Here is a 10,634-nt window from a genome sequence, read left to right on the forward strand (position 1 = left end):
ATCATCAACGCCTTCAGCTCCTGGTTCTTGAACAACGGCGAATCCAGTGTGGCAGGCGTCCCGCCTGCCTTTCCGCCATCCACGGGCGAGACGCCCGTGCCACTGTTCTTCCACTGGTCGAAGATCCGCCGGATCTTCGGGTCGGCGTTGGCGATGAACCGCGCGAGGTTGTTCGCATAGAGCCGGTTGAAGACCTGCTCGCTGCACTCATGCGGATACTCCATGAGATACGGCAGCGCCATCACCGCGTACCACGCCGGCTGGCTCACCATCTGCACGGTCAGGTTTTCGCTCTTCAGCGTTTTCGACGCGCCGGATTGCAGCAGCCTGGTGAACTCGAATGTCTTGGTCTGCTTGCCTCGGATGGGCAGCGGCAGCGACTCGATCACCAGAATCCGCCGCGACAGCACCGGCAGGTTGCCCTCCTCGCCGTCGCTCAGCCGGTCGGTCGCGCCGACCGCCTTGTAGGTGAGGAAGTCCATGCCATCGGGGATCGTGATGCGCCAGGCGAACGATTTCGACTCCTTCGACGGAATGTCGAAAGAGGTTTCAGGTGTCAGGTTTCGGGTGTCAGCGAGAAGCGCAGCCGTTACATCCTTCAGCGTCCGCGCGTCAGCAAACGTCAGCCGCACGGTGCCGCTTTGGCGGGCGGCGGACTGGTTGCTGACCTTGACGGTGAATTCGATCACGTCGCCCTCGCGCACGAACCGCGGCGGGTTCGGCTCGACCATCAGGTCCTTGGCCGTCACCACCTTGTCCTGCAAATAGCCGCTGCGCAGCTCGCGATCATGAGCCAAGCCCATAAACGTCCACTCCGTCAGCGCCTCCGGCAGGGTGAACGCCATCCGCACCACGCCCTCGGCGTCGCTCACCAGGTGCGGGAAGAAGAAGGCGGTTTCGTTGAGGTTCTTGCGTGCCGTGACTTTGTCCAGCGCGACAGAAGGGGGGGGCGGCGGCTCGCTGCTGGCGGACCCCGATCCCGGAGCGACCACCATCTGCGCAAGCCCCGCAGCATTCATCTCCGCTTCTGCCGGCATCGCGGACGTCATCATGGGTGCTGCATCCGCCATCTCCATCGCCGCGCCGCTGGCTCGGGCCATCTTCGAGAAGGCCATGCCATCTCGGCGATGATTACCCCATCCGCCCCACCAGATCTGCGCCGAGAGGTCGTCGGGATAGCGACGGTAGAGCAGCGTCACCGAACGACTGTCGCTGCCCCAGTTGCCAAGAATGTGCTGGAAGGGCACCGCCGTGTTCTCGAACTGCGGGCTGACACGGCTGGTCTCGCGGCGAAAGACGTTGAACCCCTGCATCCAACTGTGCGGCAGGTATTGATCCAGCGAGGCGTCGTAGAGGGTGGCGACCATCTCGGCGACGGCACGTTCCACTGGTAGGGACGGATCGTCGGGCTGTCCACCCGCAGGTAGGGACGGACCGCCGGGCCGTCCGCTCTCCGCAGCCTTCGGCGCGCCCGGCGGTCGCGCCCTACCATCCGAGCCGGTAATCACGGCGGTCCAGGTCTCCTGCTTGCCGGGTTCGAGCTTGGAGGTGAAGTGCTCCCATTTGACGGTGAGCTTTTTGTTCGACCACGGCACATCCACGACGCGGTTCTCCAGATAGGCGCGGTTTTCGCGGACATAGGTGATCAGCACCGTGAACCCGCCGCGCATCGCTTCGGTGACCGCCTGTTCGATGATCTCCTGCGTCCGCCCCGCGCCCGTCCAGAACGCGCGCAGCGTCGTGCCGCGGTGGCGCAACTCGACGTAGGCCCGGCCCGTGGGATAGCCGGTGCCCCAGAGCGCGGTGAAGGTTGTGCCCGGTTCGACCGACCACGCGGGCGCGGCGAACTGGTGCGCCACCCGCACGGGGTACGTCGCGCTCTTCACATCCATCACCTGCATCGTCTGACGTGCGGTCACGGTCTTGCCGAACCGGTCCTTCGTTTCGAGCATCGCGCGGTAGATGCCCGCCTTGAGCGGCGTCGCGAGCTTCAGCTCGCCGGTCGCGCCGGTCTTGAAAGGCTGCTCGGCGACGACTTCAGCCAGCTCCCAGGAGTCGGGATTGGCGGGGTCGGCCTGGGGCTCCGTGTTCGCGGCGCGTCCAGACCGATAGAACCAATAAGGTCTGTTTTCGGAAAGCGCGGCGCGCTCGATGCGCTCGGGCTGCTTCAACAAATGAATCTTAAGCGTCCCCTCGGCGGCCTGCGGTTCGCCGTCAAACGAAGTCGTGGCCAGCGTCCATTCGACCGGCTTGTCCTGCGTTTGCCACGCATCGGCGCGGATCGTGGCGGCGAGCGCGGTGTAGCCAGCCAGAAGGCTCTGACTGTCGGATCGCGTCTCGCCGGTCGTGTCGGTCACATCGGCAGTGACCGTGAAGGTAAACGTCGGCTCGGTCTTCTCCGACACGGAGAGATCTGGAAGGGCGGTGAAGGTGACGGCGAACGTGCCGTCGCTGCCGGTCAGGGCGGTGCCGTGGGCGATGTTCTGACTGGCGCCGCGCCCCGGCGGCAGGCCGTACCAGCCCCACCAGCACCACGGCGGGAAGCGCACTTCGCGCACCACGCGCCACTGGACCTTGGCGCCGCCGATGGCCGCGCCGGTGTAGGCGGTGGCGGTACCGGGGACGACGACGGCCGCGCCGAGTTTGGCGGCGTCCTTGGGCCGCGCCAGCTCGACCTGAAACTTCGGCCGCTTGTATTCCTCGACGTTGAAGGCGGTCGAACCGGGCGGTCCGCTAATGACCTGCAGCGTCATCTGTCCGGCGACCACGCCGCCCGGCGCGGTAAAGCTGCCGGAAAAGGCGCCGTAGTCATTCGCCCGGTGCTGCTGCCGGGCGATCTCCCTGTAGTTGGGATCGCGGAAGACCACGGTCAGCGTTTGTCCCGCGAGCGTGCGGTAGGTGTTGCCCGCAGGGTCCACCGAATGGCAAATCCCCTTGTACTGGATGGTCTGACCAGGGCGATAGAGCGCGCGGTCGGTAAAGAAGACGGTGCCTGCGGAGGGTGCCTCCGTCTCCGACTGGCCGATGGAGAACATGGCATCGCTGGCGATGGTCTGATCGTCCTTCTGCGCCAGCAGCAACAGCCCCTGATCGCTGCGGGTGGTGAAGCGGAACATGCCGTTGGTGTCGGTCTTCGTCTCCGGGCCGGTGATCAGCTTGCCGTGGTCGTTGCGCGTCCACGTCCGCACGGTTGCGCCTTCGATCGGCGCGCCGGACAGAGCCTTGAGCACGAAGCCGTCCAGCACCCCTTCGGAATGGGCCGGCCGCATGACCAGCGCCAGATCGCTGACCCAGATGGCGGCCAGCGTAATCTGGTTGTTGTCGGCGGCGAATGCCGCGTCGTGGCTGGCGAGAATGAAATAGAACCCCGGTTTGAGGTCCTTGGGAACGGCGATTTTCTCGATGCGTTCGCGGAAATCGGGGGTGGCCGGAAGGGCGGCATCCCACGCGACGGCCGGTTTCCGGGCGATGAGACCGGCGATGAACGCATCCCGCTCCTTCCAATCCAGATTATGCAGCGCGTCGCTGTAGCCCCAACGCTGCTTGGAGACAAACGCCGTGAAGTCCATCGGGACAGCGCGGAAATAGGCGTTCGTCAGGTTCTTGTAGTTGAGTGAGAGGGTCGGCCACGGCGCGTTCCAGACCCGCTCGGCGGTGATGCTGATCTGTTTGGCCTCGATCTGCCGCATCAGGTTGTAACACTCGGCACCGCCCGTGCTGGCGGGATGGGCGTTGGCGCCGCGCGCGGCCAGCGTGTGCGCGGCGGCGGGATCGCCCTCTTCCAGGACGACGGACGCCCAGGCGGCGAGGGCCCGCGCCGAGATCTCGTGGTCGGCCCACTGATCCACGAACCGCTTGATGGCGGCGGTGTATTTCTCGTTCACGTCGGGGCCGACCGCCTGATTCTTTCCGAAGGCGAGGCGCCAGAGATCGGCGTCAATGAAGGCGGTTTTGTCCGTGTCGTTCTGATGGAAGGCGAGCAACTTCTGGTAGAGTCGAATCGCTTTGAACCGGGGTGAAGCCGTATCCGGCATGGCAAGCCACCCGCCCATGAACGCAGGCGCATCCATGAAGATCGAGCTATCCGCAGCGATTTCGAATTCGTCCTCGGCCTTGGCGGCGCCCTGTTCGCCGGCCTGATAGAACGCCAGCGCCTCATGCGCCAGAAAATCAAAGACGGTCGGGCGATAGGTATCGGGGACGGTGCCCTTTTCGAGCAGGTCGTTATAGGCTCCGATCGGGGTGGTCTTGAGCACCTTCTCATTGGCCAGCGCGGCGATGAAGTGTTTGTCGATCTCGGCGAGGATGCGCGGCAGGTCCCAGGTGGTGAAATCGGTGCCGGGCGGCTCGGCGGTCTGGGTGCGCTGCTGGAAGCGCCAGCGGTTTTGCTGGAAATAGTGCCAGTACCAGTTGGCCAGGATCGCCTCCATCACCGGCTTCATCTCGGCCGGGGCCTTGGCGATTTCGGCCTCCAGTCGGACCACCTTCTCCTCCGCCTTGTTTCCTTCGATCTGCCCCTCCAGGGCGATCTTGGTGCAGACAGCTTTGATCGCTTCGGCGTACTTCTTGTTCTGAAGGGCGTCGGCGATGATGGGCTGGAGTTCCTCGATGGCGGATTTGGGAAGGCCCTTGTCGCGGGCCTCGTAGACCTTCTGCCAGGTTGGGGTGGTGGCGGCGGTGGCGATGACCGCCGCAGCGGCGAAGGTGAAAACGGTCGTGAGCGTTTTAATCAGCATAGACACTCTCCTGTGATGTGTGCAGGATGAGACACCCGCCGGGGCGAAAAAGTTCCCGCTTAGTTGCCCTAATCCGCGCGAAACGAATGATCGTTCCAGCGGAGGGGCTAACGTAGCACGTTTGCGAGAAATGTACAATGCCACGTCTGCCGGAACAGGGCCTCACGCGTCGGCGAGGACGGCTTCGATCTCGGCCAGCTCATCCTCGGAGAAGACGGTGTTGCGCAGGGCACCAATATTCTCACGGATCTGGTCGGCGCTGCTGGCGCCGATCAGCACCGAGGTGACCCGCGTGTCGCGCAAGACCCACGCCAGCGCCATCTGCGCGAGCGACTGGCCGCGGTCGGCGGCGATCGGCGCGAGGCGGCGGGCGGTGTCGACGGCGGCGGGAGTCAGACGGGCGGCGGTGAGGAAGGGGCTTCCCTTGCCGGCGCGCGAATCGGCGGGGACGCCGGCGGCGTACTTGTTCGTGAGCACCCCCTGCGCCAGCGGCGAGAAGGCGATCACGCCGAACCCCTCCTCTTCGGCGGTGGCGAGCAGGCCGTCCTCGACCCCGCGCTCGAGCATGCTGTAGCGGGGCTGGTGGATCACGCAGGGGGTGCCCATCTGCCGCAGGATCCGCGCCGCGCGCCGCGCGAGTTCGGGGGGATAGTTGGAGAGGCCGGCGTAGAGCGCCTTGCCCCGGCGGACCGCCGTGTCGAGCGCCCCCATGGACTCCTCCAGCGGCGTGTCGGGATCGGGCCGGTGGTGATAGAAGATGTCCACGTAGTCCAGCCCGAGCCGCTTCAGGCTCTGATCAAGGCTCGCCAGCAGCCCCTTGCGCGAGCCCCACTCGCCGTAAGGGCCGGGCCACATGAAGTAGCCCGCCTTGGTCGCGATCACCAGCTCGTCGCGCCAGGCGCCGAAGGTGTCCCTCAGCAGCGCGCCCAGCCGCGCCTCGGCCGCGCCCGCCGGCGGACCGTAGTTGTTGGCCAGGTCGAAATGGGTCACGCCGAGGTCGAAGGCCGTGGCGAGAATCTCGCGGCACGCGGCCGATGACGCCGCCTGGCCGAAGTTATGCCACAGGCCGAGCGAGACCGCCGGCAGCCGGAGGCCGCTGCGCCCGCACCGGTTGTAGATCATGCCGCGCTCGTAGCGCTTCGGGTCGGGTTCGTAGTCCATATGATGCCTACAGCGGCGAACCGTGTTGAACAGGGCGCGTGCCGTCGCCTGACTCCCACTCGCCGTACGTAGCCTCTTCCTCGCGAACCTGATCCGCGTCCCGGTGGGCCTTGAGGACCAACATATCGCGCTTCTCCCTGACCGAGGCCGTACCGTTCTGCCGCTCGCCCCGTTTGGCCTCATTCAGCGACTGCTGCAGCGCCTCGATCCTGGGGGAATAGTTCCACGCGGTGAAGGTGCTCAGGATCAGGTCGTAGCCGTCCAGACGGGCGACGCCGTTCTGCCGGCGGAGCTGGTCGGCGACCGCAGGTTTCATGGCTTCGAGCTGCGCCTCGATCTCGAAGATCCGCTTCCGCAATTCAAAGTACCGGGCGATCTCGTTCGTACTCATTCGATTCCTCCTGTTGAACCCTGCTATTTGAATGGCCGGTAGTCTAACAAAAGTCACAGAGGCAAGCCATCTGGAATTTGCGGCGGGCAGCAAACAGGAATTGCCAGCAATTCTAATTTTGAAGATGGGACCATCGGCGTCGGGGTCGGTATCGGTATCGGTATCGATAAAACCAACGGAAATTCGACCCCGATTCCGATACCGACCCCGACCCCGATAACTCAATCGCCTCATAATTAGAATTGCTGCAGGAATTGCTGAGGAGCATTGACAAACAGCAGTTTATATGTAAGCCTAAACACATGAGCACCAAGCGGAGGTGAAGAACGGCAAGCGTCCGCTCGAAACGATGGATGGCGATCTGCCTGAAAGCACGGGGGGACGCTTATACCCGACGTTCTTGACACTTATTCCGGTTTCTGCCATGCTCCCCGCCATGATAACCATGCTCTTCGCCATGACATCGCTGCGTCAGACCGGTTCCGGCATGATTTCGGCGCGGGCGGACCGGGGCCAACCGAAAGGCGATTTCTTTTCAATCGGGTAATGACAATGAAACAAAGCAAATGTGCAGATTGTGCATTAGAATGCTCCGTCAATCAAACACTCAAGGTGGCCGGCAAAGTGGTGTGCATCGCCTGCGCAGAAAAGATCCTGTCGGACAAGAATCTCAAGACCAAGCCAATTGTTGAGCACCAAACAGACCCTACGATTTGCGTCAAGTGCGGCAAGGACAATGGACTCATAGACTTTCATGCCGTCGCCGAACTTCCTGTCTGTCCGCAGTGCGAAAGCTTTATTAGAAACCGGCCTTTTCCTCTATGGATCAAAGTTGCCATGACCGTTGTGGGCGGTCTGGTAGTTTTCTCATTTGCATGGAATGTGCGGTTTATCAAGGGATACGTCCAGTTGAAGGCTTCCCACAAGTTCCTTAACACGGGAGATATTGAAAAGGCCGCTACCAGCCTCAACGCCGCTGCGACCTGTATCCCCGAAAGAAAGGATCTGCGCGCCGTGGCTTGCTTCTACGAAGGTGCTGTCCTGATGCGGCAGGAGAAATGGGATCAGGCGATTGCGCGATTAAACTCGTGCGGCGGTTCGCTTCCATCTCAACTGCGGCCAACGGTGGAAGAAAGTATCATCAACGCTAAAATCGGAATCGCCTTCGATACCAAGGACTATAATGCCTTCCTCGATCTGGCGATGCAAGTGCAAAACAAGCATCCCGACGACTCAACGTTTGCGGGGCAGATAGCTTCGGCATACGCATGCCTGTATGCGCAAAGCGGCGATGAACAATTCAAGAAACGAGCTCTCGAATCGCTCGAAAAAGCGGGGACGGCGTCACGCACAACTAACTCACCCGAATATTTTGAGAGTTATCAACAAAGAATTCTGCATCGTCTCTACACCCGAGAAGTCATCGATCACAAGGAGTTTGCCCGCAGATTCCCAAACGGCTGGCGGCAGCCAAAGGAGCAGCCATGATACCAGGTTTTATTATTTCCATTATGACATTTCCTGGCGTAATCGTTCACGAATCGGCGCACATGCTCTTTTGCAAGATCAGGGGTGTGCCTATACTCGATGTATGCTTTTTCCGATTTGGCAACCCCGCCGGGTACGTAGTGCATGGTCGGGTGGATGACTTTGTTACCTCATTTCTTGTGGCGGTCGGCCCTTTCATTATCAATTCGGCGCTGTGCTTCTTCGTCTGTTTGCCGGCGTTTGTGCCGGTGCGGATATTTGGCATGACCGACCCCCTGTCATACCTCTTGTTATGGCTGGGAATTTCAATAGGAATGCATGCTTTTCCGTCGATGCAAGATGCATCCAACTTGTGGGTGCAAGCGAAACAGGCTGCCCGCTCTTTCAACCTGCTGGCGATTCTGAGTTTTCCGCTGGTGATAGCCATCTATATCGCCAACATGCTCACTTTTTTCTGGCTCGACTACATCTATGGCATCGCCATCGGCCTGGGCTTGCCCACTCTGATTCTCGACCACCTGTTCTGAGAGCCATGTAGGTGGACAGCGAGGTGTCTTCCCTGATTATTAGAGACGGAGAAGTGATGCACGGACGTGACGGCGGCGCAGGCGCCGAGCGCGTAGATCAACGGATACAGGCGCTCCCAATACCACAGGCTCGCGAAATACAGCCCGATCGGCGCCGGTTTCAGATCATCCGCTTCCGGGAGGTTGTGTTGCAGCCAGGCCATGCCCCTGCCGGCCGCCGTGTCCGGCGCGGCCCGCACGACGGCCAGCGCGCGCGTCGCCAGAGCGGTCTCCTCGATGCTCGAGGGCGTCCCCCGGGCGCCGCCCCAGCCGCCATCGTCGTTCTGGTTGTCCCGCAGCCAGCGGACCGCCGCCGCCAGCATCGCGGCCAGACGCGAGCGATCCTCGGCGGCGTCGAGCCGGCTCAGCGCCAGCACGGCCTTGGCCGTGCCGTAGGTGCGGTTTTCGCCGTGGGCCGCGTGTTCGTTGCCGAACCAGAGCGGCGTCCAACTGCCGTCCCGGTTCTGCCTCCGTTCGAGATAGCGGAGCGCCCGCCGCATGCCGGCGCGCAGGCGGGCGCGGAGTCGGGGGGGCGACGCGTCGAACCACGCCCGCATCGCGGCCACCGCGTGCGCGGTGAGGTCGGGACAGCTCCGGTCGAACGGCAACTTGCCCCAGCCGCGGCAGAAGGTCGGCAGGCCGCCGTCGCGGTTCTGCAGATCGAGCAGCCAGCGCAGGCCGTGTTCGGCGGCGCGCGATGCGACGGGATCAGACGGACCGGCCAGGTGGCGCAGCGCGATCAGCGCGCCGGCCGTGTCGTCCGCATCGGGCACGCCGCCCGACAGGTCCGTCCAGGCCCAGCCGCCGGGCGCGGCGCCGGTGTACGGGTGCGGCGCCCGGTGCTGGGTGCGCAGGAGCCAGTCGCGGACCGGGGCGAACACGCCGGACTGCGACAGGCGCGCGGCGTCGGCCGGCGGCAGTCCGGCCAGCGCCTCCACCGCCTGCGTGGTGACCCACGTCTTGAGGTTGGTGTCAATGGGCCAGCTTCCGTCCGCGCGCACCGTGGCGGTGAGAAAGCCGACGGCGCGGCCGACCACCGGGTGATCGGCTTCGCCGGCGGCGCAGAGCGACAGGGCCACGAAGCCGGTCAGCGGGGCGGCTTCGAGAAACCCGCCCGACGCCGGCTGGATGCGTGCGAGCTTGCGCAGCGCCAGCGGCGTGAGCGCATCGCGCAGCCGCGCCAGCCCCGGCAGGCGGGAGCGCCGGCGGCGGTGGTGGGCCACCCCCAGGGCGATCAGCGCGGGCAGGGCGTAGCTCACGACCGGCAGCCCGGCCAGGCGATACCAGCGGGCGGGTATCGCGACCAGCTCGAACGGCAGTGGCGGCACGTGGCGCCAGGGGCTCGCGGCGCTGCCCAGCAATCCCGTCAGGGCGCACATGACGAGGATGGGCGTGGAAAAGGTCCGGTCGCGGCCGTAGCATGTGAGCGTCAGGGCGGCGATGGCCTCGGGCGCCAGGGAGCCGGCGCGGCGGGCGATCCAGGCGTCCGCCGCGACCCGCGCCGCGCGGCAGCCGGCATCGGCGGGATCGGCGGCCGTGAGCGCCGCGCGGCACAGGAGGGTGGTGCTGGGATGGCTGAGGCTGTGCGGCGTGTCGCCCCAGCCGCCGTCGGCGTTCGCATGGGCGGCGAGCCAGCGCAGCGCCTGGCCGACCCGCTGGCGGTGTCCGCGCGGATCAACCTGGTGCAGCGCAAAGGCGGCGACCGCGGTCGCCAGGGCGCTGGAGGAGAGGTGACCCTCCCAGACGCCGTCGGCGCCCCGCTGCCGCAGCATCTGTTGCGTGAGCCGCTCCAGCAGCGGATCGGCCGCCGACCCGGGGTGGCCGGCGGCGCCAGCGGGGACAGGCTGACGTTCCTGTGTCATGGCGGGCGAGATGAGCCCGGCCGCGCGCAGCGGGCCGGTCGAGGGGCGACACTATACGCCGGGGCGCGCGGCGCGTCAATCCCGGAGCCCGCAATAACCAGGGCGCTGTTGGGGTGTATGGACAGACCCGCGCAAACGTGCGATACTTCCGGCGTGCGTGTGACAGGAGCCTGCCGCGATGCGGCAGGCGGGTGGAAGAGCGAACAGGAGCGGGGCGGCGATGAAACGTTTTTCACTGATGATTGCGGTCGTGGGACTGGTGACGGCCGTGTGGGGCGCGGACATCGTGGTGCGGGGGGCCGGCGCCGGCAAGGATGCGGTCAGCCTCGCCGGGCTCGCGGCCGCGGGCGAGACGGGAAGCCTCTTCGTGCAGACCCTGCGGAGCGATCTGGAGCGCTCGGGATGGTTCAAGATCGACCCGGCGGGGCAG

Annotated in this window: 8 protein-coding genes; 4 read left to right on the forward strand and 4 right to left on the reverse strand. The window is 64.6% G+C overall.

All coding sequences use genetic code 11. The features are described 5' to 3' along the window. The 3 genes from FJ222_10040 to FJ222_10050 form a co-directional block, all read right to left on the reverse strand. On the reverse strand, positions 1-2,753 hold a 2,753-nt coding region (locus FJ222_10040), incomplete at its 3' end, for a hypothetical protein (protein MBM4164761.1). A 2,145-nt stretch (positions 2,754-4,898) separates the two neighbouring features. Further along, positions 4,899-5,897 carry an L-glyceraldehyde 3-phosphate reductase gene (locus FJ222_10045; GenBank protein ID MBM4164762.1) on the reverse strand — a complete coding sequence of 333 codons (999 nt, stop codon included), beginning with the start codon at positions 5,895-5,897 and terminating at the stop codon, positions 4,899-4,901. A 7-nt stretch (positions 5,898-5,904) separates the two neighbouring features. Further along, positions 5,905-6,288: a hypothetical protein gene (locus FJ222_10050; GenBank protein ID MBM4164763.1), complete on the reverse strand. Its 384-nt coding sequence runs from the start codon at positions 6,286-6,288 to the stop codon at positions 5,905-5,907. A 319-nt stretch (positions 6,289-6,607) separates the two neighbouring features. Between FJ222_10050 and FJ222_10055 the strand changes: the two genes are divergently transcribed. Genes FJ222_10055 through FJ222_10065 form a run of 3 tightly spaced genes read left to right on the forward strand, consistent with a single transcriptional unit; the run spans position 6,608 to position 8,303 of the window. Further along, a complete protein-coding gene (locus tag FJ222_10055) occupies positions 6,608-6,835 on the forward strand; it encodes a hypothetical protein (GenBank protein MBM4164764.1) in 228 nt (75 codons plus the stop codon). A gap of 5 nt (positions 6,836-6,840) precedes the next feature. Further along, positions 6,841-7,776 carry a hypothetical protein gene (locus tag FJ222_10060; protein MBM4164765.1) on the forward strand — a complete coding sequence of 312 codons (936 nt, stop codon included), beginning with the start codon at positions 6,841-6,843 and terminating at the stop codon, positions 7,774-7,776. After that, the gene (locus FJ222_10065; GenBank protein ID MBM4164766.1) at positions 7,773-8,303 is read left to right on the forward strand and encodes a DUF3267 domain-containing protein; all 531 of its coding nucleotides are present in this window, start codon (positions 7,773-7,775) and stop codon (positions 8,301-8,303) included. Before FJ222_10060 ends, FJ222_10065 begins: the two co-directional genes overlap by 4 nt. Here FJ222_10065 and FJ222_10070 read toward each other — a convergent pair. Beyond that, positions 8,246-10,204, reverse strand: coding sequence for a squalene--hopene cyclase (locus tag FJ222_10070; GenBank protein MBM4164767.1), 1,959 nt, complete (start codon positions 10,202-10,204; stop codon positions 8,246-8,248). The two genes, FJ222_10065 and FJ222_10070, sit on opposite strands and share 58 nt — an antisense overlap. A 220-nt stretch (positions 10,205-10,424) precedes the next feature. On the opposite strand from FJ222_10070, the gene FJ222_10075 reads away from it, so the two are divergent. Then, a partial coding sequence (locus tag FJ222_10075) for a Tol-Pal system protein TolB (GenBank protein ID MBM4164768.1) occupies positions 10,425-10,634 on the forward strand: 210 nt, incomplete at its 3' end.

Source organism: Lentisphaerota bacterium, assembly GCA_016873675.1.
In the GTDB taxonomy this organism is placed as follows: Bacteria; Verrucomicrobiota; Kiritimatiellia; order RFP12; family JAAYNR01; genus VGWG01.

Bases quoted from the DNA above. Each gene is read 5' to 3' on its own strand.
- FJ222_10045 (MBM4164762.1), bottom strand. From the start codon at position 5,897: ATGGACTACGAACCCGACCCGAAGCGCTACGAGCGCGGCATGATCTAC.
- FJ222_10050 (MBM4164763.1), bottom strand. From the start codon at position 6,288: ATGAGTACGAACGAGATCGCCCGGTACTTTGAATTGCGGAAGCGGATC.
- FJ222_10060 (MBM4164765.1), top strand. From the start codon at position 6,841: ATGAAACAAAGCAAATGTGCAGATTGTGCATTAGAATGCTCCGTCAAT.
- FJ222_10065 (MBM4164766.1), top strand. From the start codon at position 7,773: ATGATACCAGGTTTTATTATTTCCATTATGACATTTCCTGGCGTAATC.
- FJ222_10070 (MBM4164767.1), bottom strand. From the start codon at position 10,204: ATGACACAGGAACGTCAGCCTGTCCCCGCTGGCGCCGCCGGCCACCCC.